The organism is Comamonas aquatilis (assembly GCF_965139575.1).
GTDB classification, from domain to species: domain Bacteria; phylum Pseudomonadota; class Gammaproteobacteria; order Burkholderiales; family Burkholderiaceae_C; genus Comamonas; species Comamonas aquatilis.
The window spans coordinates 12,687-34,767 of sequence record NZ_CBCSIW010000015.1 but is presented as its reverse complement, the minus strand read 5'-3'; the positions used below and the strand labels follow the sequence as shown (position 1 = coordinate 34,767).

Here is a 22,081-nt window from a genome sequence, read left to right as displayed (position 1 = left end):
TATGAACTCCAAGCTTCCCATGACCGATGTGCTGATCATCGGTGCCGGGCTGGCAGGCATGAGCGCCGCCCTGTCCCTACCCCCGCAACTGCGCGTCACCCTGCTGAGCAAGAGCCGCTTTGAGGAATGCGCCAGCGCCTGGGCCCAGGGCGGCATTGCCGCTGTGCTCGATGCTGGCGACAGCGTGGCCAAGCATGTGCAGGACACGCTGATTGCCGGTGCCGGCTTGTGCGATGAGGCCGCAGTGCGCCAGATTCTGGAGCAGGCCCCTGCCGCCATGGCCTGGTTGCAAGGTCACGGCGTACCCTTTAGCTGCAACGCCGACGGATCACTGCACCTGACACGCGAAGGCGGCCACGGCCAGCGCCGCATTGCCCATGCGGCAGATCGCACCGGTCACGCCGTGCATACGGCCCTGCTGCAGGCTTGCCAAAGCCGCAGCAATCTCACGCTGCTGGAGAACACGGCTGCCCTGGCCCTGTTGCAAGATGCAGGCGGCCCCTGTACCGGCGCTTGCACCGGCGCCTGGCTGCGCATGGCCGATGGCTCCGAGCAGCAGCTGCAGGCCCGCCACACCATTCTGGCCACCGGCGGCATGGGGCAGATCTACCCCTACACCACCAACCCGGGCACGGCGACCGGAGACGGCTTGGCCATGGCCTGGCGCGCGGGCTGCCGCCTGCAGGATCTGGAGTTCATGCAGTTTCACCCTACGGCGCTGCAGATTAACGGCAAGGCTGCGGGTCTGGTCTCCGAAGCGCTGCGCGGCGAAGGAGCGCTGCTGAAGCTACCCAATGGCGAGCGCTTCATGCTGCGCCATGACGAGCGCGCCGAACTGGCCCCGCGCGATATCGTGGCCCGCGCCATCTGGGCCGAAATGGCCGAGCATGGCCTGGCCTATGTGCATCTGGATATCAGCCACCAGAGCCGCAGCTGGCTGGAGCAGCATTTCCCCGGCGTGATGGCGCTGTGTGCAGCCCATGGAATCGACATCGCCAGCCAGCCCATTCCCGTGGCGCCCTGCGCTCACTACGCCTGCGGCGGCATCCAGGCCGACGTGGACGGGCGAACCGAGGTGCCGCAACTTTATGCTATTGGCGAAGTGGCCCGCACCGGCCTGCATGGTGCCAATCGGCTGGCCAGCAACTCCTTGCTGGAATGCGTGGTGATGGGGCGTGCGGCGGCGCAGCACATCGCCGGCCAGCCTCTGGATTCATCATATAAATTGCATAGCAACTACCGCAATCCTGACAATGGCTTCAGCGGCAAAAGCAGCTCAAATATCGAACAAGAGCTGAGACAGCTCATGCTCACCCATGTGGGCATTGTGCGCAGCAACCAGGGTCTGGCCCGAGCCGCCGAGCAACTGGCGCTGTGGCGTGCCCAGCTGCAAGACATCGATGCTGCGCTGCGCAATCAGCTTGATGTCTGCACGCTGATGGTCCATGCCGCCCTTCAGCGCCAGCAAAGCGTGGGCGCGCACTGCAACAGCGACTATCCGACCCGCGAAATGCTGGCCGCCTGAAATGACCGGAATTTGAAAGCCGGAAAAGCAAAAAGCCCGCTGCAGATACAGCGGGCTTTTTTGTGAAGCAGCAGCTAGCTCAGGCCTTGGGCAAGGTCACGCCATGCTGGCCCTGGTACTTGCCGTTGCGGTCCTTGTAGCTGGTCTCGCACTGCTCGTCGCCCTGGAAGAACAGCACCTGGGCGCAGCCTTCACCGGCATAGATCTTGGCCGGCAACGGTGTGGTGTTGGAGAACTCCAGCGTCACATAACCTTCCCACTCGGGCTCGAAGGGCGTCACGTTGACGATGATGCCGCAGCGCGCATAAGTGCTCTTGCCCAGGCACACGGTCAGCACATCGCGCGGAATGCGGAAATACTCCACCGTGCGGGCCAGCGCAAAGCTGTTGGGCGGAATGATGCAGTAGTCGCCCTCGAAATCGACAAAGCTTTTTTCGTCGAAGTTCTTGGGGTCCACCACGGTGCTGTGAATATTGGTGAACACCTTGAATTCACGCGCACAGCGAATGTCGTAGCCGTAGCTTGAGGTGCCGTAGCTGATGACCTTTTTGCCGTCGACCTGACGCACCTGACCGGGCTCATAGGGCTCGATCATGCCGTGCTGTTCCGCCATCTGACGGATCCATTTGTCGCTCTTGATGCTCATTGGGAATCCTGTTTCGCTCGATTATTGATAGCGCCATCCGGCTATACAACCAGCGCAAGACTCCTATTTTGCTTGAGAAACAATGGTTTGCTCAATCAGGCGGTCATCTCCCAGGATGATCATGGCGAACAACAACTCGTTGAGATCGCGCGCTTGTCCAGTCTTGCGCTCCATCAGCGGCGTGCAGGCCGGGTTGATGACGACAAAGTCCGCTTCGCAGCCGGGTTGCAGATTGCCGACCACGCCGGCCAGACCCAGGGCCCGCGCCGCGCCCGCCGTGTGTTGCCACCACAGGTTTTGCGGCGACAGACTCTGGCCCTGCTTGGTATGGCTTTCGCGGCCCACCACATAGGCGGCCTGCATGGTGCGAAACGGCGAAAAGCTCATGCCGCCGCCCACATCGCTGGCCAGGCCGTAAAGCATCTGGGCTTCGTCGGCCTTGAGGTAGTCGAAAAAGCCGCTGGCCAGGAACAGATTGCTGGTCGGGCTCACCGCCGCTGCCGAGCGCGTGCTGCGCATGAGCTGGCGATCGGTTTCATCCAGCCAGATGCTGTGGGCATAGACCGCGCGCTCGCGCATCAGGCCAAAGTCGTCATACACGGCCAGATAGCTGCGTGCCTGCGGGAACAACTCCTTGACCCAGGCAATCTCGTCCAGGTTCTCGGCCACATGGGACTGGATCCAGACATCGCTGTACTTGGCCGCCAGCTCGCCGGCACCGCGCAACTGGGCATCGGTGCTGGTGGGCGCAAAACGCGGGGTGATGGCATAGCCCAGACGATCCACGCCATGCCAGCGCTGGATCAGCGTCTCGGTATCGATCAGGCTTTGTTCGGTATCGTCACGCACGCCGTCGGGGCTGTTGCGGTCTTGCATGACCTTGCCGGCAATCATGCGCATGTTGCGCTTTTGGGCGGCCGTCATTATGGCGTCCACCGAGGTCGGATGCGAGGTGGCAAAAGCCAGCGCCGTGGTCACGCCATTGCGCTGCAACTCGTCCATGAAGAAGTCGGCCACGCTGTCCGCGTACCCGCGGTCGTGAAAGCGCGACTCGTGGGGAAAAGTGTAATTTTCCAGCCAGGGCAGCAGGCCGGCGGCCGGTGCGCCAATCACATCGGTTTGCGGATAGTGGATATGCAAATCCACAAAACCCGGCGCCAGCAGGCGGCCAGGCAGATGGATGACCTCCACGCCTTCGCGGTCGATGTACTGCGCCGCCAGCGACTGCCAGCTACCGGCAGCCACCACGCGCTGCACGCCACGCTCATCGGGCGCGACGGCCAGCAAGGCGTCAGAGTCATAAACAGCTTGGCCGTCATCGGCAAAGCGCAGCAGAGCACTACGGTAGATCTTCATAAGGTACAAGCTTAAGCCGCTGCGGCCTGAAGCGGCACACGCCCAGGCTTATAAGCCCTATACGGATTGTTCAAAAATGTGCTGCAACAAGCCTTGTGAATTGCTATGCAATTGAAAGCAGCTTGCGCATATCTATGAATCAAATCAGAAGCAAACCTCTTTGAAATCATTCAAACCATTGCGCCAGCAGCTAGCCCAGTCATAGCAGCAACGCCGGCCTCGCTTATAAGATCCAGGTTTTGCATAACAACAAGGAGACGGGTATGCCCATGTTTATCGACAACTCCCCGCCCGGCGAATGCATTTTCTGCAAGCTGGTCAAGGGCGAGATTCCATCGGCCAAGGTCTATGAGGACGAGCTGAGCATTGCCTTCATGGACATAGGCCAGGCCAGCCTGGGCCATGTGCTGGTGGCCAGCAAGCGCCATGCTGTGGATCTGCTGGAGCTGACACCCGAGGAAGCCGCTGCCGTGATGCAGACCGCCCAGCGTGTGGCGGCTGCGGCGGCCAAGGCGTTTGCGCCCGATGGCATCAACCTCTTCCAGGCCAATGGCGCACCAGCTGGCCAGACCGTATTCCACTTTCACCTGCATGTGCTGCCGCGTTTCGCGGGCGACGGCCTGTCCGTGACCTGGAAGCGCGAGGAACCCGGCCCTGCTGTGCTGGCCGAGCTGGCGCAAAAGCTCCAACTGGCGATGCAGTAAATTGCACCGCTAGCAAAAAAAGAGCTGCCAGCGCTTATTGCTAAAGCACTGGCAGCTCTTTTTATTTAAGCCCGGTTCAGTGGGACTCAGCGGTCTTGATGAGATCCGCCACCTGGGCCGGCGTCACATCACCCTTCTGACGACCCCAGCGCACCCGCATGTAATTGACCAGATCGGCCATGTCCTGATCGGGCAGCTGCTGGGCAAAGCCCGGCATGGCCTGCATGCGCTCGCCATGGGCCAGATCACGCTCAGTCAGGCCTTCGCGAATCACCCGTACCAGATTGAGCGGCGTGGGAAACATGGCCGTGGTGTTGCTATCCAGGCGCAGCGAGGAATGTGGCTGACCCTGACCATCCACCCCGTGGCAGCCCGCGCACAGACCCAGATACACCCGCTGGCCGTTGGCCGAAACCTGGGTCTGGGGCGCTACGTCCTGCAAAGGCTCAGGCTTGGCGGCTACGGCAGGCACCGCAGCAGCTGCACCGGCCTTGTCGCCCCGCATCAGATAGGCGGCCATAGCCTTGAGGTCGGCCTCGTCCATCTGCGAGCTGGAATGCTCGAGCACGGGGAACATGCCCATGGTCATCACACCCTGGGGCGAGAGACCGGTGCGCATGAACCGCAGCAGATCGCCCTCGTTCCAGCCGCGCTGGGCCATGGCTTCGGGTCGCAGATCGGGGGCATAAGCGCCTTCGATCACATTGCCTGCCAGGGACTGCTTCAAGTCCATGGCAAAGCTGGCGGTACGCGGCGTATGGCATTCGCCGCAATGGCCCAGGGTGTTGACCAGATAGCGGCCGCGCTCTATCAATAGGTCGGCTTCATTGGCCGCCGCAGGTGCTGCCTTGGGGGCGGGCTGGCTGGCCGGACGCTCCAGCGCATTCCACAAGGCCACGGCCGGGCGGATGCTGAAGGGAAAGTGCATCTCGGCCGCGCGGTTGGGCACTTCCACCGCCGGCTGCTGCTGCAGCCAGACCCACAGCGCATCCACGTCGGCACGTGTGATGTCGTGATAGCTGGCATAAGGCATGGCCGGGTACAGATTCTTGCGCCCCGGAGCCATGCCGCGCGCCACGGCGCGGTACAGATCGTCGGCCGACCAGTTGCCTATGCCGTGCTCCTTGGAGGGCGAGATATTCGTGCCATACAGCGTGCCCATGGGCGTGACCATGGCCATGCCGCCGGCCAGCTCGGCACCCGTGGTGGGCGAGCTGTGGCAGGCAGCGCAGTCGGCCGCACGAAACACCTGCAGCCCGCGTTCGGACAGCTGCTGCTTGTGCTCGGGGCTGAGCTGGCTCAGATCCACGCTGGCGGGCGGCACGCTGCCGCTGGAACTACCGGCGATATACATGGCGCCCAGCAGCAGTGCGCCGGCTGCGGCCACAGCTGCGGCAATTTTGGTCAACTTGCGCTTATCCATGCTGGCTGACCTCTCGCGTGCGCTGGCCGGTGGTCAGGCCGGGCGTGGCCAAAATCAGGTCGCGCACGGCATGGTAGTAGCGCACATAGCCGGTGCAGCGGCAGATATGTTTGTCCAGCGCGGCTTCCACGGCCTCTTCCACCGCATTGGCGGCTACAGGCTTGGCGCGCAGCTGTTCCATCAGCACCGTGGCCGAGTTGACAAAGCCCGGCGTGCAATAGCCGCACTGAAACGAGAAATGCTCCAGAAACGCTTTTTGCACCGCCGAGGCCGTGATCTGGCCCTTGTCATCGGTAGCTGCCGCGCCTTCGATGGTGCGTATGCTTTTGCCGTTGAGCCAGCTGACGCCGGTCACGCAGGCGGGCACGGTGTGCGAGCCCTTGCCGGGCTCGTCCACGATGATGGTGCAGGCCCGGCACACGCCCTGGCCGCAGCCCAGGCGCGTGCCCGTCAGGCCCTGATACTCCTGCAGAAACTCGATCATCATCAAGTCCTGGGGCAGATCATGCGGGCCGGTCTTTTGGCCGTTGATGGTGGCGTAAAACTCAATACGTTGCTGCATCACAATGCCTTCTTGATTCGCTGCGCAGTCAGCGGCAATTGATAAAAACGCTTGCCTGTGGCGTGGGCCACGGCATTGGCGCAGGCGGCAACGACGGGGATCATTACGACCTCGGCCATGCCCTTGGGTGGGTCGGTGCGGGAGATCGGCGCCAGCACATGGCCTTCGGCCTTCCATACCGCCACCTCGCTGCCGCGCGGCAGGTGGTAGCGGTTGAAGCTCCACTGTCCGTTGCCCGGACCGGTAGGTCCCAGCGGCAGCTCTTCATACAGGGCATGGCCTATGCCCATGGCCACGCCGCCCTGCAACTGGCCGGAAACCAGCTCGGGCACGATTTGCGCGCCGCAGTCCAGCCAGGTCTTGTGGCCCAGCAGGCTGACCTTGCCGGTGCCGCTGGAGACCGCCAGCTCCACTAGGGTGGCGCAGGGTGCGTAATACACCGCGCCTGCCGCCAGGCGGTGCACCGGCGGGTAGCTGACCTTGACACGGGGCTGAAAGGCATAGCCGCCACTGTCCATGGCGGCTTTCTTGGCCGCGTCTGCGCCATCGCCCCAGCGCACGGACAAGGCATCGATCTCGGCAGCAAAGCGCTTGCCGTCCAGCTCAAACTCCGCACTGGCCCAGGAGCGGCGGTTGAAGGTGTGCACGCACACGCCGGTAACCAGACCCAGGGCATGGGCGCGCTCGGCCAGGCGTTCAAAGCTCAGCGGCGGCATGGCGCCGGCCACCAGCTTGCCGTCCACCCACTCGGCCTGGTCCAGCGTGACGGGCATGCCTTGCAGCGGGCCGCCAAATGGGTTGCCCCAGATAGACAGTGCCGCAGGCCACAGCCCGTGGGCCAGCAGCAATTTGGCCGCCTGGCGCGTGGTGTGGGTGAAGTAGTAAGCCGAGTTGGAAGCCGACTGGGGCGAGGTGAAGCTGGGCACCCAGTACGGGTCTTGCGACTGGCGGTCTTCATCGGCCTGGGGCGTGGAGTTGGGCTTGTCCTCGGTATGCACCGGCATCTGCGGCCACTTTTGCGCAGCAAACTCCACCTCGTCTATGGGACGGCCCAGAAAAGGCTGGGCTGCCAGCATCTGCGCCGTGGTGGTGCCGGTGCCGATCTCGGCCGTGATGTGCTTCATCTTGAGCTTGCCGTCCGGCGACAGCTCGATCAGCGCCAGCGCAGCTTCGCCCGCCGTGCCAAAGCTTTTTTGCACCGCAGCAAAGCCCACGCCATACAGCATGCCGGGGTTGGCGGCCTCGTACTCGGCCTTGCGCTTGGCGCGCTGGGTCCAGACGCTGTCCTTGGCCGCCAGTTCCAGAATCTCGCCGATGCGCAAATGCCCGGCGGGCACCGAGCCCTGGGTGTTGCGCAAGCCGGTGCGCATCATGTTCTTCTGGCGCAGCGCAATCGCATCCATCTGCAGCTGCTCGGCGATTTCATCGACCAGCATTTCCGTGGGCGCCATGGACTGCAAAGTGCCATAGCCTCGCACCGAGCCCGCCGTGACTTCGGCGCTGGGATAGACCGCCACCGACAGATCGCTCTTGGGAAAGTAATACACCGACTGCGAGGAAGCCACGCCCAGCGTTCCCACCGAGGGACTGAAGTTCATGGTGCCGCCACCGTCGCCGCGCATATCGACCGTGAACGCCTGGAATTGCCCCTGGTCATCCACGGCAATCGAGGTATTGAGGTCGAAAGGATGGCGCTTGAGCGCGAACTGGAACTGCTGCCAGCGATCCAGCGCCAGGCGCACGGGCCGCCCCTGGGCATACAAAGCCGCCAGCGCCACGTAGTAGGGAAAGGAGTGGTGCTCTTTTTGTCCGTAACCCACGGTGTAGGCGCTCAGATAGTCCATCTCATGCAGCGCGAAGCGGCTGGCCTTGACCATGCTCACCACATGCGCGGCCGTGGCATGGGGCGCCTGCGTGGCGCCCACCATGTGCATCACGCCCTTGGCGCCGTCATACCAGGCCAGACCGTTTTCGGGCTCCAGCGCCGCAGGTTCGGTGGACTGGCTTTGATAGTCGCGCGAGAACACCTTGAGGCCTTCTGGCGGCTGCTGCATCAGTTGCTGAATCTCGCCCGCGTACTGCATGGCCTTGCCATGCTTGGCATCATCCACCCCTGGCCATTGCACCTCGGGGCCGGTCAGCGCCGGGCGCACGATGCCGTGCGTGAGCGGAGCGTATAGATCGGGCTCGTCGTGGGTTTCAGCGCCCATGCGCACATAGCGCGCCGCCACATAGGGCTTGCGCTGTGGCGGCGTGGCTGCCGCGCCGTACTGGAAGATGCCGTCGTTGAAGCGCAGCCGGCGCACGGCCTCGCGGTAACGCTCGTAGTCATGCCAGATGCCCAGCGCCACCGGCTGGCCCAGCATGGGCGAGACCTGGCCTTTGGGCAAAAAATGATTGCCGTAGAAGACCGGCTCGGGCATGAGCACGCCATCGGCCTGCACGCGCTGCGCATCCACCAACACATCGGGAGCAAACTCCTGACCCAGCACCGACAGATCCAGGCCCGCAAAAATGCGATCGGCACGCGGAATCATGATCAGCAGCGCATAAGACTGCTGGGCCGGCCAGCCCGGCATGTCCTTGGCACGCAAGTCCACGGCAAACAGCTTTTGCCCCGTGACCTTGGCCATGCCGTCGCGGCGGTAACGCAGACGGCCGTCGGCCATCCAGCCCGCGTCCTGTGCGCTGGCAGGCTCCACCATCTGGGCCAGCGCCTGCTCCAGGGGGCGCACACCGGCCATCACGCCCAGAGCGGCCGTGGCTTTCAAAAAGCTGCGCCGGCTCAAATCCGATTTGGGCACATTCATTCTCCAGTTAACAGAGCGCCTGATGGCGGCTGCGCACGGCAGCGCCCATCAGGCGGTCTTGATTTCATTCATTGCGGTCAGGCAGACTGCAGGCGCAAAGCCATGCCTGCGGCCATCAGGTCGGCCATGCGCTGCGCCGTGATCAGCTGCGCCTGGCACGCCCAAGCTCAGGCTTGTTGCGTTAAACCAAATCGATTTGGCATGACTGTCAAAAAAATCTGCCGTAAAGCAGATCGCATTGATGACAGGCAAACCCAAACCGATTTGGGAGAAGTAAAGTATACAAAAACTTGGCTTACGCAGGCTGCCGTCTGTTTTTACCCGCACGGCTGCATTTCAGAGGAATTCCATGGCTGACTCGCCAACCCCACGCATCACCATTTCCGACGTGGCCAGACAAGCCGGTGTTTCGCGCACCACGGTGTCCCACGCGCTCAATGGTCGCGGTCAGGTCGATCCAGCCACGCGCTTGAAGGTAGAGGAAGCGGCGCGCGCCCTGGGCTACCGCCCCAACCGCCATGCCCAGCGCCTGCGCACCGGGGGCGCGAACATGATTGCGCTGATGTCGTCCATGCCGGCCACTGTCTCGGGCGGGCCCTCGCGCCTGGGCTTTTTCATGGAAGTGGCGGCTGTCGCCGCCTCTTCGGCGCTGGAGCGCGGCCTGGCCATGGTGCTGGTGCCGCCGCTCAAGTCCGGTCAGACCCCGCTGAGCAGTCTGGACATTGACGGCGCGCTGGTCATAGAGCCCCAGGCCGGCGATCCGCTGCTGGCCGAGCTGCTGGCCCAGGGCCTGCCCGTGGTCTCGATAGGCCGGCCCGGCGGCGATGAGGTCGACGTGCCTTATGTGGACTTGCTGTCCGGCCCGGCCACCCAGGTGCTGCTGACCCATATGCAGGCCGCAGGCGCCAGACGGATTGCGCTGGTGGTGGGATCATCGCGCCGCACCTCCTACGCCCAGGCCGAGCAGGCCTACGCCGCCATGGCCGAAGGCTATGGCATGCCGCCCGTGGTGCTGCGCATGGACGAAGCCCTGGGCGAGAGCGGCGGCTACGCAGCGGCGCAGCAGCTGTTAGCCGAGCATCCGCAACTCGATGCTCTGCTGGTCATGGTGGACACTTTTGCCGTGGGCGCCGCCCGTTATGTGCAGGAGGCCGGTCTGCGCATCCCCGAAGACTTGATCCTGGCCACGCGCTACGACGGCCTGCGTGCCCGCAGCTGCGAGCCGCCGCTGACGGCGCTGGATCTGCATCTGGAAGAGGTGGCCCAGCAAGCAGTCGATCTGCTGTTCGAGCATTTGCGTGGCGATACCAGCCGCCGTATGGCCAGCAGCCCCCTGCCCGCTCTGGCCATCCGTCGCTCCACCCAGCGCCAGCCGCGCTGAAGAGGGGCAGATCAAACACGAACTATTAAAAAATAGCATCAAGCGCATATATCCATTGCGCTTGATGCTATTTTTACTGATATTTCAGCGACGATGCGCTCAGGCTGCAGCGCCAAACTTTGCAAACACCGCATCCAGCTGGGCAATCCAGTCGGCTTTTTGCGCATCGCTGGCAAAGCTGGCTTCCAGGCTGTTGCGCGCCAGCTGGTAGGCCTGGTCCGCGCCCATGCCGGTGGCGGCAAACAGCTGGGTGTAGTTCTCGTTCACATAGCCGCCGAAGTAGGCCGGATCGTCCGAGTTGATCATGACCTTGAGCCCAGCCTCCAGCAGACGCGGCAGGTTGTGATCGGCCAGATCGTCCACCACGCACAGCTTGAGGTTGGACAGCGGACACACCGTCAGCGGCACCTGCTCGCGCACCAGGCGCTGCATCAGCAGCTCGTCCTTCTCGGACTGCACGCCGTGGTCTATGCGTGCCACCTTCAAGGTGTCGAGCGCGCCCCAGATATAGGCCGGTGGACCTTCCTCGCCCGCATGGGCCACCAGATGCAGGCCCAGCTCCTTGCAGCGCGCAAACACGCGTGCAAACTTCTCGGGCGGGTTGCCCACTTCGCTGCTATCGAGGCCCACGCCTATGAAGCGGTCGCGCAGCGGCAGAGCCTCCTCCAGCGTGGCCAAAGCATCTTCCTCGCTCAGATGGCGCAGAAAGCTCAGGATCAGCGTGGCCGAGATGCCTTGCGAGATCTGCGCATCGCGGCAGGCGCGGTACAGGCCGTTGATCACGGTCTCCATGCCCACGCCGCGGGCAGTATGGGTCTGGGGATCGAAGAAGATCTCGGTATGCACCACGTTGTCGGCTGCGGCGCGGTTCAGATAGGCACGCGCCATGTCGTAGAAATCCTGCTCGTACAGCAGCACGCTGGCGCCGGCATAGTAGATATCCAGAAAGCTTTGCAGATCGGTGAAAGCGTAGGCAGCGCGCAAGGCTTCCACGCTGTCATAGGGCAGCTCGACCTGATTGCGCTGGGCCAGGGCAAAAATCAGCTCGGGCTCCAGCGAGCCTTCGATGTGCATATGCAGCTCGGCCTTGGGCATGGCGCGCAGCAGCTCGGGCAGGCGCGAGGCCGCTATCTGTGGGACGGTATGGTTCATCAGCAAACTCCAAAAGTGATGGCTTGCGATTTCAAAAAGCGGCGATAGGCAGCGGACATGCGATCGGCGGACGAGTGCATTTCAGCACGCGGGTCCAGCGGCAAGGCCTTGGGCAGCTGCGACTCCAGCACCGGCTGGTCCTGCACGAAAATCGTGTGCTGGAAGGTCTGCAGCTGCTCGTCGCTGGATTCAAAGTCTGCCACGGCCAGGCGAAACCAGACACGGCTGCTTTCCGCGGTGACAGGACAGATGAACAGGCCTATCGATTCGCGCCAACCCTGCTTGGAGCTGCCTTCTTCGGGAATCTTGGTCAGCAGCGCGGTATAGGGCGCCGTCACCTCATAGGTGTATTCGACCTCGGCTGCCTGGGTGGAGTGCAGATTGGACTGAGGCTGCACGGCCTTGCAGCCCGTGGCCAGCACACCGTTTGCCGTGGCTTCCACCTTGTAGCTGGCCATGGCCGTGGCATCACGGCTGCCCAGCCAACCTTCGTGCACAAAGCCGAAGTGGGACATATCCAGGAAATTCTCTATGATGCGCGGCGCGCTGGCGGCCACGTCATACGGACCGCAGTTGAGCTTGCGCAGATGCGCATCCGCCTCGGCGGCAAACACGGGCAGCTGGCTGTCGGAAGCTTCCAGTCGCACCCAGACCAGGCCGTAGGCTTCCTGCACCTCAAAGGATTTCACACATTGCGAGGGCGGCGGCACGAAGTCGGGCACCGCCGGCACCTTGACGCACTGGCCGCCGCTGCTGAACTGCCAGCCGTGATAAGGGCATTCCAGACTGCCGTTCTCCACCCGCCCCATGGACAGGCGCGCGCCCCGGTGCGGACAGCGGTCGTTGAAAGCCTGAACCAGGCCTTCGGCATTGCGCCACAGCACCAGGGCCTGATCCAGCAGTTGCACAGGCAGCGGTGCAGTCACCACTTCAGGGGATTGGGCCACGGGGTGCCACAGAGTACGTTCAGTCATGGGGATATTCTTGATTTCAATAAAAAAGGCCGCCCGGCGGCGGCCTTCACAGCTCGACGGGGCGATTACTTCGAATTGCCGCCGGGAACCTTGCCTTCCACGCCCTTGACGTAGAAGTTGATGCCTTTCAGGAAACCGTCGTCAGCGACCTTGTCGGCTGCGACCACTTCCTTGCCGTCCTGACCCAGGATGGGGCCCTTCCAGATGCTGAATGTACCGTCCTTCAGACCCTTCTTGACTTCCTCAACTTTGGCCTTGGCCTCGGCCGGCACGTCGTCCGCCAGGGAAACCAGGTCGATCACACCTTCCTTGACACCCCACCAGGTCTGGCGGCTGGTCCACTTGCCTTCCAGCGCGTTGCGGGTGGTGTCGATGTAGTAAGGCGCCCAGTTGATGATGGACGAGCCCAGGTGAGCCTTGGGGCCGTAGGCGGTCATGTCCGAATCCCAGCCGAAGGCGCGCTTGCCTTTTTCTTCGGCCGTCTTGAGCACGGCGGGCGAGTCGGTGTTCTGGAACAGAATGTCGGCGCCGCCGTTGATCAGGCTGGTCGCGGCTTCGGTTTCCTTGGGCGGGCTGAACCATTCATTGACCCAGACCACCTTGGTCGAGATCTTGGGGTTCACGCTTTGTGCGCCCAGCGTGAAGCTGTTGATGTTGCGGATCACTTCGGGAATCGGCACCGAACCCACCACGCCCAGGGTGTTGGTCTTGGTCATGGAGCCCGCGACGATGCCGGCCAGATAAGCACCTTCGTAAGTACGGCTGTCATAGGTGCTGACGGTAGGCGCCACCTTGTAGCCCGTGGCGTGTTCCCACTTCACATCGGCAAATTCCGGGGCCAGCTTCTGGATCACGTCCATGTAGCCGAAGGTGGTGCCGAACACCAGCTTGTTGCCTTGTGTGGCCATGTCGCGCAGCACGCGCTCGGCATCGGCGCCTTCGGGCACGCTTTCCACATAGCTGGTCTTGATCTTGTCGCCGAACTCCTTCTCCAGCGCCTTGCGGGCCTGATCGTGCGCATAGGACCAGCCGCCATCACCCACAGGGCCCACATAGGCAAAACCGATCTTGAGCGGCTCGGCAGCAGCGGCTGCAGGTGCGGGGGCAGGAGCAGCAGCCGGTGCCGGTGCTTCTTCCTTCTTGCCACAGCCGATAAGGGCGGCGGCTGTCACGGCCGACAGTGCAGCCACCTTGATCAGGGAGCGCTTGTGGAAGTCAGTCATTGAGGTTTCCTTGATGAGTCGTTGGGAAATAAAACCGGGGGCAGCCGGCAATGCGGTTTGCAGCCCTTCTGTCTCGCAGCCATGGCACTGGAAACTGCCCTGCGAATATATGCATAAATCGGGCCAATGTTTCCAAGGGTTTCGGGAAAACGACAGATGCAAGCCCCTGGGTGGGTCTAAGCCGGTGAAACTGCAATAAAAAAAGGCCCCTAGGGGCCTTGGGAGAAAACGTGTTGCCACGTTTTCCCTGCTCGGTGCGCTTACTTGGCGCCGGGCACCGAACCTTCGATACCGTTCACGTAGAAGTTGATGCCGCGCAGAAAGCCGTCATCGGCCACCTTGCCGCTCTCCAGCACTTCCTTGCCGGCATTGTTCTTGATGGGACCGGTCCAGACGGCGAAGCTACCGTCCTTCAAGCCGGCCTTGGCCTTTTCAACCTTGTCCTTGATTTCCTGGGGCACGTCGTCAGCGATCTTGACCAGATCCATGGCGCCTTCCTTCACGCCCCACCAGAAGTTGCCGGTCTGCCACTTGCCGGCCAGCGTGTCTTCCACCACCTTGGTGTAGTAAGGCGTCCAGTTGATCACGGCCGAGCCCAGGTGGGCCTTGGGCGCGAAGGCGCTCATGTCGCCGTCCTTGCCAAAGGCGCGCACGCCACGCTCTTCGGCCGTCTTCAGAACGGCGGGCGAGTTGGTGTTCTGGTACATCACGTCCACGCCGCCATTGATCAGGCTGGTGGCGGCTTCGGACTCCTTGGGAGGAGCAAACCATTCATTCACCCACACCACCTTGGCCTTGATCGAAGGATCCACGCTTTGCGCGCCCAGCACAAAGCTGTTGATGTTGCGCACCACTTCGGGGATTGGCACCGAAGCGACCACGCCCACGGTCTTGGTCTTGGTCATGGCACCGGCCACGATACCGGCCAGGTAAGCACCTTCAAAGGTCTTGCTGTCGTAAACGGCCACGTTGTCGGCCGTCTTGTAGCCCGTGGCGTGCTCGAATTTCACGTCTTTCAGATCGGCAGCCGTCTTCTGCACAAACTCCTGGTAGCCAAAGCTGGTGGCAAACACCAGCTTGTTGCCCTGGCCTGCCATGTCGCGCATCACGCGCTCGGCATCGGCACTCTCGGGCACGCTCTCCACCATGGAGGTCTCGATCTTGTCGCCGAACTTTTCCTGAATCGCCTTGCGTGCCAGCTCGTGCTGGAAGGTCCAGCCGCCATCCCCAATGGGGCTGACATACATGAAGCCGATCTTGAGCTTGTCTGCCGCAGGGGCAGCGGCAGGCGCCGCAGCCGGAGCTGCAGCAGGCGCTTCGTCCTTCTTGCCGCAGGCCGTCAGGGCTGCCAGCGAGACGGCCGACAGGCCAATCATCTTGATCAGGGCACGCTTGGTGGTCATTAGGAGGTCCTCACACGTCGTTATTGGAATGGAACAGGGCTAGGCGCCCGGATAGAAAGGCTTGCCCAAAGAGGCCGGCATGTTCGCACGAATCCAGGTGGGATTGCGTGAGATCAGCACCAGCACCACGATGGTCGCCAGATACGGCAGCATGGACAGCACCTGGCTGGGCATTTGCACGCCCGTGGCCTGCAGGTGGAACTGCAGCATGGTCACGCCGCCGAACAGGTAAGCACCCAGCAGCACGCGGGCGGGGCGCCAGGTGGCAAAGGTCGTCAGCGCCAGCGCGATCCAGCCGCGGCCGGAGACCATGCCCTCCACCCACAGCGGCGTATAGACCACGGAGATGAAAGCACCGGCCAGGCCGCACATGGCACCGCCAAACATCACGGCCATCAGGCGGATGCGGCGCACGGGGTAGCCCAGGGCATGGGCCGAAGAAGGCGACTCACCCACCGCGCGCAAGACCAGACCGGCGCGGGTGCGGTATAGAAACCAGACCATGACGGCCGCCAGCGCAATTGTTGCGTAGACCAGAGGGTGCAGCGTGAACAGCGCCGGACCGACCACGGGCAGATCGGCCAGCCCGGGAATGGAGTACTTGGGCAGCTCGGGCAGCTTGGCCTGCACATAACCCAGGCCCACAAAGGCCGAAAAGCCTGCGCCGAACAGCGACAGCGCCAGACCCGTGGCGTACTGGTTGGTATTGAGCCAGATGACCAGAATGCCGAAGATGGCCGCCAGCAAGGCGCCGGCCAGCATGCCGGCACCAAAGCCAATCCAGGTATTGCCTGTGTGCACAGTGACGGCAAAGCCCGCAATCGCGGCGCACAGCATCATGCCTTCGGCACCGAGGTTGACGATGCCGGACTTTTCATTGATCAGCAGCCCCAGCGCGGCCAGCGCCAAAACCGTACCTGCGCTCAGCGTGGAGCCCAAAAGCAGTGCATAGGATTCCATCTTCAGGCGCCCTTCACAGCAGATACAGCCGCACCGATCTTCTGCCCCACCCTGCGGATGCGGTAGACCACCAGCGTGTCGCATGCCAGCAGCGTGAACAGCAGCAAGCCCTGGAACACGCCGGTCAGCGCCTTGGGCAGGCCCAGACGCGACTGCGCCAGCTCACCACCGATATAAAACATGCTCATGAGAATGGCCGAGAAAATCATGCCTACCGGGTGCAGGCGACCGACAAAGGCCACGATGATGGCCGCAAAACCGTAGCCTGCAGGCACATAAGGCGTGAGCTGGCCCAGAGGGCCGGCCACTTCCAGTGCGCCGGCAAGGCCGGCTGCACCACCGGAGATCAGCAAGGCCATCCACAGCGCCTTGCGCGAGGAAAAGCCTGCATAGCGCGCAGCGGCCGGTGCCAGACCGCCCACTTGCAGCGCAAAGCCGGCACGGGTGCGGAACAGGAAAATCCAGAGCAGGGCCGAGCCTGCCAGCGCGATGATGACGCCGATATTCATGCGCATGCCCTGCACCAGCTTGGGGATCTGCGTGACACGCTCAAAAGTCTTGGACTGCGGGAAGTTGTAGCCCATGGGGTCCTTCCAGGGACCGTAGACCAGGTAGCCCAGCGTCAGCGTCGCCACATAGACCAGCATCAGGCTGACCAGAATCTCATTGGCATTGAAGCGGTCGCGCAACAAGGCCACAATGCCCGCCCAGGCCATGCCGCCGAGGACACCTGCTATCAAGATGGCAGGAACAATCCAGGGGCCGGTGGTCTTGTCCGCCAGCAAGGCCATGCCGCCGGCGGCCACCGCGCCGATCACGAACTGACCTTCGGCGCCGATATTCCAGACATTGGAGCGAAAGCACACGGCCAGCCCCAGCGCGATCAGCAGCAGCGGCGTGGCCTTCATGGCCAGCTCGCCCAGCGCATAGCCGGATTTGATGGGCTCCCAGAAGAAGGCCTGCAAGCCCTTGACCGGGTCCTTGCCCAGCAAGATGAACAGGCCCACACCGATCAGCACGGTGATCAGCAGCGCGAGTATGGGCGAGCCATAGGTCCAGAACCTGGAAACCTGGGGGCGTTGTTCCAGCTTAAACATGGGCGCCTCCCTTGGCGGTGGACGGGGCGGCAGCGCCCTCCCACAGACCACTCATCCATTCGCCAATTTGCTGCACCGTGGCGTCCGCCCGCGCCACCGATGGGCTCAGCCGGCCCTTGGCCACCACATGCAGGCGGTCACAGATTTCAAACAATTCGTCCAACTCCTCGCTGAGCACCAGCACCGCACAGCCTGCATCACGCAGTGCCAGAATCTCGCCCCGGATCTGCGCCGCAGCGCCCACATCCACCCCCCAGGTAGGCTGGGAGATGATGAGCAGCCTGGGCTTGGCATCGATCTCGCGGCCCACGATGAATTTCTGCAGATTGCCGCCGGACAGAGACTGCGCAGCAGCGTCCGGGCCGCCGGCCTTGACGTTGAAGCGGCGAATGATGTCCGCCGCCTGCTCCTTAAGCTGGCCCAGGCGAATCCAACCGCCCTTGCCCAGCGAGGTCTTGCGGGTCAGCAGCAGGTTGTGCGCCAGACCCATGCTGGGCACGGCACCGCGCCCCAAGCGCTCTTCGGGCACAAAATGCAGACCCAGCGTACGGCGACGGCCAGGCCCCATGCGGCCCACGCCCTTGCCCAGGACCTGCACCATCTCGGGGCTCGAGCGAGTGTCTTCCCCCGAAAGCGCGTACATCAACTCTTTTTGGCCGTTGCCGGACACGCCGGCAATGCCTATGACTTCGCCGGAGCACACCTGCAGCGCGATCTCCTGCAAATCCACACCAAACGGGTCCTGGCTCTTGAGCGACAGGCCTTGCACCCGCAACACCGCCTCGCCCACCTGGGCCTCGCGGTGCTTGAGTTCCGGCGGCTCCGAGCCAATCATCATGCGCGACAGCGATGCATTGGTCTCCTGGGCCGGATTGCACTCGCCGGTGACCACACCGCCGCGTAGCACCGTGCAGGCCGTGCACAGCGAGCGGATTTCATGCAGCTTGTGGCTGATGTAGAGAATGGAGCAGCCCTCGGCTGCCAGACGGCGCAGCACCACAAACAGCTTTTCCACCGCCTGGGGCGTGAGCACCGAGGTGGGCTCGTCCAGAATCAGCACGCGCGGATTGGTCAGCAGGGCGCGAATGATTTCAACGCGCTGCATCTCACCCACGGACAGGGTGTGCACGGGGCGATGGGGATCGACTTCCAGACCGTAGTCACGGGCCGTGGCTTCTATGCGTTCGATCACCTTGAGCAGGGGAATGCTTTTATCCAGGCCCAGCCAGACGTTCTCGGCCACGGTCAGCGTATCGAACAGGCTGAAGTGCTGGAACACCATGGCAATGCCGTATTGGCGGGCTTCTTGCGGATTGCGGATCTGGACGGGCTTGCCGTCCACAAAAATGCGGCCCTCGTCGGGCTTGACCGCTCCGTAGATGATTTTCATCAGCGTGGACTTGCCAGCGCCGTTCTCACCCAGGATGGCGTGCACCTCGCCGGGGCGCACTTTCAACGATACCCCATTATTGGCAACCACAGCCGGGTATCGCTTGGTAATACCTTCCAGCTGCAGGCGTGCAGGCGCCTCCGCTGAAGAGGAGTTTGTTTGGGGGGGATTCATCGCTGGATTGTCTCTCAATTTAAATAACAAATTGACTCAAACAAGCTCTCTGCTCTTTATGGGCCTACGTAGCAAGCTATTGATTTCGCAGTGTTTGCGCCACGTTTTTGACAATTTCCCGCAGCCAGCGCGTGGCGGCTCCGGTGTGGGAGCGGGCGTGCCACAGCTGGTAATAGCCCAGCGGCGGCAACGGTACGGGACAGGGAAGGATGACCAGCGGCAGACGCTCGCAAAAGCGCTCGCAGAACAACCGGCCAGAGGTAAGCACAAGCAAGCTTGATGCCACCATGTCCGGTATCAGACTGAAGTGCGCACAGCGCGCCACGATATGGCGCTGCATGCCCAGAGCGGCCAGCTCCTCGTCAATCACGCCGCGCGCGCCCGGATAGGTGGGCGTGGGAGCGATGTGCTCGGCCTCCAGCCACTGAGACACATCCCAGCCCCGACGCACGGCAGGATGCCTGGGGCTGACCAGGCAGACCACGTCATCCTCGAACAGGCGAGCCATGTGCAGTCCCTGGGGCGGCTGCGGCCAGTTGCCTATCACCACATCCACCTCGCCCTGGGCCAGCTGTCCTTCGTAATGGGCCTCGGCACTCAGGGGCAGGATATCGACCGGGCATTGAGGCGCCTCCTTCTTGAGCGTGGCCACCAGCCGGGGCAGAAACTGCGGGTCCAGATAGTCGCTGGCAGCAATGCGAAAAGTGCGCGTGGCCGTGCGCGGATCGAACTGGCGCGCATCGCTGAACAGGCTTTCTGCCGCACGCAGTATGTCGGCGGCCGGTTGCACCATGTGCTGCCCCACCTCGGTAGGCTGCATCTGCGTGCCGGAACGAACCAGCAGGGCATCTCCCGACAACTCGCGCAACCGCCGCAGGGCCGCCGAGACCGCCGGCTGGTGCATGCCCAGCTTCAGCGCCGCACGCGAGACGCTGCGCTCGGTCAGCACCATGTGCAGCACCCGAATCAGGTGCAGATCTATCTTGTCAAACAGGGTTTGGTCGCGCATAGGCCAACACTGCATGGGCCCACACAGGGGTCAAGGCAGCCATCACTGGTTTTGTATACAAAAGGAAGAGGCGAGCGTAACCCAGCACCCGGTATTGCACAGCCAAGGGATTGCCCTTTCATCGGCAACAATGCCATCGCTGTGCGAGTGATCACACGCGCTTGCATGCACTCAGGTCGAAACTGTCATGACTTCCACGCGGTTTCTGCCTTTGCGCTTGGCAGCGTAGCAGGCCATGTCCACCGCCTTCAAGGCCGATGCCACGGTGTGCTGCCTGGAGTCCAGCGCCAGCAGGCCTATGCTTGCACCCAGCATATAGCGCTGGCCCTCGTAAGAACCCTCCCAGTCCTGTACGGCCATGCACAGCAGCTGCGCCACCCGCATGCCCTGCTCCTGAGAAAAACCGGGCAGCAACACCGCAAATTCATCACCACCGACCCGAGCCACCCAGCCCTGGGGGCGCACCGAAGCTTCGATCAAACGGGCGATATGCGCCAGCACCTCATCGCCCGCCTGCCGACCGCCCTGCCGGTTGACTTGGGCGAAATGATCCAGATCCAGATAGAGCACCACGCCGGCCTGCCCTTCCGGGGCCAAGACGGCCTCGGTCTCGCTGCCGGCCAGATCCAGCGAAACGCTTTCGCGCGGCATGGCAGCGCTCTCCAGCAGCCAGTCCTTGAGGCGCAGTGCAAACGCGGCCCGGTTGGGCAAATGCGTCAAGGTATCGTGCATGGCTTTCCAGCTGGACTGCTCACGCATCAGGCGCTGGGTGGTCACATCCTCCACCTCCCAGACCAGAAAATCCTCGTTACTGTCTCGTCTGGGCGCTTCCCAGCTGCGGCGCAGGCGCTGCATGCTTTGGCCGTGAATTCGCACCCAGACCGGGCTCTTGTCCTTACGCAGCAAGCAGGTCTCGCTATCAAATTGGCCGTAGAGATCCAGGTCCCGGCTGACCCGGTTCATCAACTCTTCATAACTTTGTGTAGAAGCGCACAGCCTGCGGATGGGCATGCCCTGCAGCTCCTTGGGCGTGTAGCCCAGAACGCGCGCCGCCTGCATGCCCACCCGCTGCACCAGCTCGCCGTGCGTCACGACCAGACCCACGGGCGCATAGTCCATCAAGGTCTGCAGCTGCATCTGCAGTTGCAACTCACGCTCTTTGTGCCCTTCCTGCCCTTGGCCCAGTGCCTGTATCGCAGTGCGCAAGGTGCGGGCCTCGCCCCAATCATGTTCGGACAGGCGCTGCCACCAGTTGGCACCGCGCACCTGGGGATCGGCCACATCCACCACACCGCGGCCCAGCGCCCTATCGGCGCGGCGATACAGATCCGTCAGCGGATGTGCCATCAGCGACAGCAGCAGGCCCAGCATCACCGCGACCGCCACCAGCACCAGCGCAATCATCAAATACTCTGTTTTGCCAAGATGCGGAGCCCACTCCTTGGCATCGGAGATCTGCACCAGCACCCACTGGGTCCAGGGCAGAGGCACGGCACTCCAGAGCTGTGCACCGTTGCGCTCGCTGACGGCGCCGGACTGGGCTGCCGTCAGCCAGGCGGGGTCTATGTTCTCGGTCACACCGCTCTCGGGAATACCCAGCTGCCAGCGGGTACGGGTGCTGTGGGCCAGCAACCGGCCATCCTTGGCGTACAGAAACAGTCTGGACGCCTTGCCCGATGCATCCGCCTCGAAAGGCAGCAAGGTCTGGGCCGAGACCTTGCTGCTCCCGCCCAGCACGCCAAGCAGCGCTCCCTGCTTGTCGCGTATGGCCACCACATGTTGCAGCTCCAGTAGAGAGCCGGCCTCTTCGCTGTGTATCCAGGCTTGCACCAGCGGCTTGCCCTCCAGCAGCCCGCGCCTGAGCACATCGCGCACCGGCTCAGGCAAGGCCGGCAAAGGCTGAGCACGGGCTGCGCTCAGATTGAGCAGCAGCTGGCCTTTGCTATCTGCCAGCTGTACTTTTTCATAGAGACGGGCCATGGAGGTGGCCTGCGTCAGCAGAGCCTCCTGCGCCTCGCGGGAGTCCTGAATGTGCTCCGCCATCAGGGCTGCCAGGGCCAGCAGCGGTCTTTGCTGCTGCTCCACCCTGAAGGCCAGATTGCGGGAAATCTGCTCCAGCGCCTGCGTACGCATGGGCAGAGCTTCCTCCAGCGCAGCCTGCCTCATGGAATACACCAACCATGTCGCCAAGCCGCCGCTGACCACCAGCAAGGTAACCGCTACCAGCAGCACCATGCCGCGCAGCATCGGGCCGGGCCCACGGCGGCTCCAGGGCAACAATCGGTCTGTTGC

General features: G+C 63.0%; 18 protein-coding genes. 3 read left to right on the top strand and 15 right to left on the bottom strand.

Annotated features, from left to right (window positions below):
• The first annotated feature begins 1 nt into the window (after position 1).
• Positions 2 to 1,525 carry an L-aspartate oxidase gene (gene nadB / locus ACNAZA_RS16060; protein WP_415797551.1) on the top strand — a complete coding sequence of 508 codons (1,524 nt, stop codon included), beginning with the start codon at positions 2 to 4 and terminating at the stop codon, positions 1,523 to 1,525.
• Between the two features lie 79 nt (positions 1,526 to 1,604).
• On the opposite strand, the gene dcd is transcribed toward nadB, so the two are convergent.
• The gene (gene dcd / locus ACNAZA_RS16055) at positions 1,605 to 2,171 is read right to left on the bottom strand and encodes a dCTP deaminase (protein ID WP_415797550.1); all 567 of its coding nucleotides are present in this window, start codon (positions 2,169 to 2,171) and stop codon (positions 1,605 to 1,607) included.
• Positions 2,172 to 2,234: 63 nt separating this feature from the next.
• A complete protein-coding gene (guaD, locus tag ACNAZA_RS16050; protein WP_415797549.1) occupies positions 2,235 to 3,527 on the bottom strand; it encodes a guanine deaminase in 1,293 nt (430 codons plus the stop codon).
• Positions 3,528 to 3,790: 263 nt separating this feature from the next.
• Here guaD and ACNAZA_RS16045 point away from each other — a divergent pair, with 263 nt between their 5' ends.
• Positions 3,791 to 4,231, top strand: a complete 441-nt coding sequence (locus ACNAZA_RS16045; RefSeq protein WP_415797548.1) for an HIT family protein — start codon at positions 3,791 to 3,793, stop codon at positions 4,229 to 4,231.
• A 76-nt stretch (positions 4,232 to 4,307) separates the two neighbouring features.
• Here the strand turns inward: ACNAZA_RS16045 and ACNAZA_RS16040 are convergent, their stop codons facing one another.
• The 4 genes from ACNAZA_RS16040 to ACNAZA_RS16025 are packed head-to-tail and all read right to left on the bottom strand — an operon-like array spanning position 4,308 to position 9,353.
• Positions 4,308 to 5,654, bottom strand: a complete 1,347-nt coding sequence (locus tag ACNAZA_RS16040) for a c-type cytochrome (RefSeq protein WP_415797547.1) — start codon at positions 5,652 to 5,654, stop codon at positions 4,308 to 4,310.
• Complete coding sequence (locus ACNAZA_RS16035; protein WP_415797546.1) at positions 5,647 to 6,216, bottom strand: (2Fe-2S)-binding protein; 570 nt, start codon at positions 6,214 to 6,216, stop codon at positions 5,647 to 5,649. Before ACNAZA_RS16035 ends, ACNAZA_RS16040 begins: the two co-directional genes overlap by 8 nt.
• A complete protein-coding gene (locus tag ACNAZA_RS16030) occupies positions 6,216 to 9,026 on the bottom strand; it encodes a xanthine dehydrogenase family protein molybdopterin-binding subunit (protein ID WP_415797545.1) in 2,811 nt (936 codons plus the stop codon). Before ACNAZA_RS16030 ends, ACNAZA_RS16035 begins: the two co-directional genes overlap by 1 nt.
• A 48-nt stretch (positions 9,027 to 9,074) precedes the next feature.
• A complete protein-coding gene (locus tag ACNAZA_RS16025; protein WP_415797544.1) occupies positions 9,075 to 9,353 on the bottom strand; it encodes a hypothetical protein in 279 nt (92 codons plus the stop codon).
• Positions 9,354 to 9,375: 22 nt separating this feature from the next.
• Between ACNAZA_RS16025 and ACNAZA_RS16020 the strand changes: the two genes are divergently transcribed.
• Complete coding sequence (locus ACNAZA_RS16020) at positions 9,376 to 10,407, top strand: LacI family DNA-binding transcriptional regulator (RefSeq protein WP_415797543.1); 1,032 nt, start codon at positions 9,376 to 9,378, stop codon at positions 10,405 to 10,407.
• A 99-nt stretch (positions 10,408 to 10,506) separates the two neighbouring features.
• Here ACNAZA_RS16020 and ACNAZA_RS16015 read toward each other — a convergent pair whose 3' ends face one another.
• From ACNAZA_RS16015 to ACNAZA_RS15975, 9 genes are all read right to left on the bottom strand, one after another.
• Positions 10,507 to 11,559, bottom strand: coding sequence for an adenosine deaminase (locus ACNAZA_RS16015; protein ID WP_415797542.1), 1,053 nt, complete (start codon positions 11,557 to 11,559; stop codon positions 10,507 to 10,509).
• Positions 11,559 to 12,533, bottom strand: coding sequence for an aromatic ring-hydroxylating dioxygenase subunit alpha (locus tag ACNAZA_RS16010; RefSeq protein WP_415797541.1), 975 nt, complete (start codon positions 12,531 to 12,533; stop codon positions 11,559 to 11,561). The genes ACNAZA_RS16015 and ACNAZA_RS16010 overlap by 1 nt, the downstream gene beginning before the upstream one ends.
• 65 nt (positions 12,534 to 12,598) lie before the next feature.
• On the bottom strand, positions 12,599 to 13,756 hold the full coding sequence (locus ACNAZA_RS16005; protein ID WP_120970315.1) for a BMP family ABC transporter substrate-binding protein: 1,158 nt from the start codon (positions 13,754 to 13,756) through the stop codon (positions 12,599 to 12,601).
• Between the two features lie 260 nt (positions 13,757 to 14,016).
• Positions 14,017 to 15,159 carry a BMP family ABC transporter substrate-binding protein gene (locus ACNAZA_RS16000; protein WP_415797540.1) on the bottom strand — a complete coding sequence of 381 codons (1,143 nt, stop codon included), beginning with the start codon at positions 15,157 to 15,159 and terminating at the stop codon, positions 14,017 to 14,019.
• A 39-nt stretch (positions 15,160 to 15,198) separates the two neighbouring features.
• Positions 15,199 to 16,119, bottom strand: a complete 921-nt coding sequence (locus ACNAZA_RS15995; RefSeq protein WP_415797539.1) for an ABC transporter permease — start codon at positions 16,117 to 16,119, stop codon at positions 15,199 to 15,201.
• Between the two features lie 2 nt (positions 16,120 to 16,121).
• A complete protein-coding gene (locus tag ACNAZA_RS15990) occupies positions 16,122 to 17,216 on the bottom strand; it encodes an ABC transporter permease (protein WP_120970321.1) in 1,095 nt (364 codons plus the stop codon).
• A complete protein-coding gene (locus ACNAZA_RS15985; protein WP_415797538.1) occupies positions 17,209 to 18,780 on the bottom strand; it encodes an ABC transporter ATP-binding protein in 1,572 nt (523 codons plus the stop codon). Before ACNAZA_RS15985 ends, ACNAZA_RS15990 begins: the two co-directional genes overlap by 8 nt.
• Before the next feature lie 76 nt (positions 18,781 to 18,856).
• Complete coding sequence (locus ACNAZA_RS15980; RefSeq protein ID WP_415797537.1) at positions 18,857 to 19,789, bottom strand: LysR family transcriptional regulator; 933 nt, start codon at positions 19,787 to 19,789, stop codon at positions 18,857 to 18,859.
• Between the two features lie 171 nt (positions 19,790 to 19,960).
• Positions 19,961 to 22,036: a sensor domain-containing diguanylate cyclase gene (locus ACNAZA_RS15975; RefSeq protein ID WP_462936559.1), complete on the bottom strand. Its 2,076-nt coding sequence runs from the start codon at positions 22,034 to 22,036 to the stop codon at positions 19,961 to 19,963.
• Between the last annotated feature and the right edge of the window lie 45 nt (positions 22,037 to 22,081).

Excerpts from the sequence above, each read along its gene's own strand:
- nadB (WP_415797551.1), top strand. The coding sequence starts at position 2 with ATGAACTCCAAGCTTCCCATGACCGATGTGCTGATCATCGGTGCCGGG.
- dcd (WP_415797550.1), bottom strand. The coding sequence starts at position 2,171 with ATGAGCATCAAGAGCGACAAATGGATCCGTCAGATGGCGGAACAGCAC.
- guaD (WP_415797549.1), bottom strand. The coding sequence starts at position 3,527 with ATGAAGATCTACCGTAGTGCTCTGCTGCGCTTTGCCGATGACGGCCAA.
- ACNAZA_RS16045 (WP_415797548.1), top strand. The coding sequence starts at position 3,791 with ATGCCCATGTTTATCGACAACTCCCCGCCCGGCGAATGCATTTTCTGC.
- ACNAZA_RS16040 (WP_415797547.1), bottom strand. The coding sequence starts at position 5,654 with ATGGATAAGCGCAAGTTGACCAAAATTGCCGCAGCTGTGGCCGCAGCC.
- ACNAZA_RS16035 (WP_415797546.1), bottom strand. The coding sequence starts at position 6,216 with ATGCAGCAACGTATTGAGTTTTACGCCACCATCAACGGCCAAAAGACC.
- ACNAZA_RS16030 (WP_415797545.1), bottom strand. The coding sequence starts at position 9,026 with ATGAATGTGCCCAAATCGGATTTGAGCCGGCGCAGCTTTTTGAAAGCC.
- ACNAZA_RS16020 (WP_415797543.1), top strand. The coding sequence starts at position 9,376 with ATGGCTGACTCGCCAACCCCACGCATCACCATTTCCGACGTGGCCAGA.
- ACNAZA_RS16015 (WP_415797542.1), bottom strand. The coding sequence starts at position 11,559 with ATGAACCATACCGTCCCACAGATAGCGGCCTCGCGCCTGCCCGAGCTG.
- ACNAZA_RS16010 (WP_415797541.1), bottom strand. The coding sequence starts at position 12,533 with ATGACTGAACGTACTCTGTGGCACCCCGTGGCCCAATCCCCTGAAGTG.
- ACNAZA_RS16005 (WP_120970315.1), bottom strand. The coding sequence starts at position 13,756 with ATGACTGACTTCCACAAGCGCTCCCTGATCAAGGTGGCTGCACTGTCG.
- ACNAZA_RS16000 (WP_415797540.1), bottom strand. The coding sequence starts at position 15,159 with ATGACCACCAAGCGTGCCCTGATCAAGATGATTGGCCTGTCGGCCGTC.
- ACNAZA_RS15995 (WP_415797539.1), bottom strand. The coding sequence starts at position 16,119 with ATGGAATCCTATGCACTGCTTTTGGGCTCCACGCTGAGCGCAGGTACG.
- ACNAZA_RS15990 (WP_120970321.1), bottom strand. The coding sequence starts at position 17,216 with ATGTTTAAGCTGGAACAACGCCCCCAGGTTTCCAGGTTCTGGACCTAT.
- ACNAZA_RS15985 (WP_415797538.1), bottom strand. The coding sequence starts at position 18,780 with ATGAATCCCCCCCAAACAAACTCCTCTTCAGCGGAGGCGCCTGCACGC.
- ACNAZA_RS15980 (WP_415797537.1), bottom strand. The coding sequence starts at position 19,789 with ATGCGCGACCAAACCCTGTTTGACAAGATAGATCTGCACCTGATTCGG.
- ACNAZA_RS15975 (WP_462936559.1), bottom strand. The coding sequence starts at position 22,036 with ATGCTGCGCGGCATGGTGCTGCTGGTAGCGGTTACCTTGCTGGTGGTC.